This window comes from Streptomyces sp. NPDC086787 (assembly GCF_044745865.1).
Lineage (GTDB): Bacteria > Actinomycetota > Actinomycetes > Streptomycetales > Streptomycetaceae > Streptomyces.
On sequence record NZ_JBIVBC010000058.1, the window covers coordinates 1 to 1,148 of the forward strand.

The 1,148-nt window shown below is 66.0% G+C and carries 1 protein-coding gene; it reads right to left on the minus strand.

From position 1 onward, the window contains the following. Positions 1–42: 42 nt before the first annotated feature. A partial coding sequence (locus ACIPK3_RS34425; protein ID WP_402576146.1) for an IS256 family transposase occupies positions 43–1,148 on the minus strand: 1,106 nt, incomplete at its 5' end.

Sequence of the window (1,148 nt, forward strand, 5' to 3'; positions counted from 1 at the left end):
GGGTCTGTCCAGTGAACGGTGTAACTGGGTTGGTGTCGTGGGTCAGATTCGGTTGTGGGTGAGGCGGCCGTCGAAGGCGATGTCGAATGCCTGGAGGGCTCGCTTCCAGCGGGTCGTCCAGCGTTTGCGTCCCGTCCCGGTCGGGTCCAGGGACATCACCGCGAGGTAGATGCACTTCAGCGCCGCGTTCTCCGAGGGGAAGTGACCACGGGCCCTCACTGCCCGGCGGATGCGTGCGTTGACTGACTCGATCGCGTTGGTGGTGCAGACGATGCGCCGGATCTCCGCGTCGAACTGCAGGAATGGCACGAACTCGGCCCAGGCGTTCTCCCAGAGCCGGACGATCGCCGGGTACTTGCCGCCCCATTCCTCGCTGAACTCCAGGAACCGGCTCATCGCGGCGTCCTCGGTCGGCGCCGTATAGACCGGCTTCAGTGCTTTCGCGATCTTGTCCCAGTCCTGTCGGCCGGCATAGCGGAACGAGGCCCGCAGGAGGTGGACTACGCAGGTCTGCACCACGGTCTTCGGCCAGACCTCACCGACCGCGTCGGGCAGGCCCTTCAATCCGTCGCAGACCAGCATGAGGACGTCTTCGACGCCGCGGTTCTTCAACTCGGTCAGCACCCGCAACCAGTGCTTGGCCCCCTCACCTCCCTCGCCCCCGGCCCACAGTCCGAGGATGTCGCGGTGTCCCTCGGCTGTGACCGCCAAGGCCAGGTAAATGGGCCGGTTGGCGACCTGGCCCTCGCGGATCTTCACGTTGATGCAGTCGACGAAGACGACCGGGTAGACACGGTCGAGGGGGCGGGCCTGCCACTCGGCCATGCCCTCCATGACCGAGTCGGTGATCGTGGAGATGGTCTGCTTGGACACCTCGGCTCCATAGACCTCGGCCAGGTGTGAGGAGATCTCACCGTGGGTCAGGCCCTTCGCCGACAGCGACAGCACCATCTCATCGACCCCGGTCAGCCGCCGCTGCCGCTTCTTGACGATCTGCGGCTCGAATCCGCCCTCGCGGTCCCGCGGCACCTCGATCTGGACCGGTCCGACGTCCGTGACGACGGTCTTGGACCGCTTGCCGTTGCGGGAGTTGCCGCCGTTCTTCCCCGCCGGATCGTGCCGGTCATAGCCCAGGTGATCGGTCATCT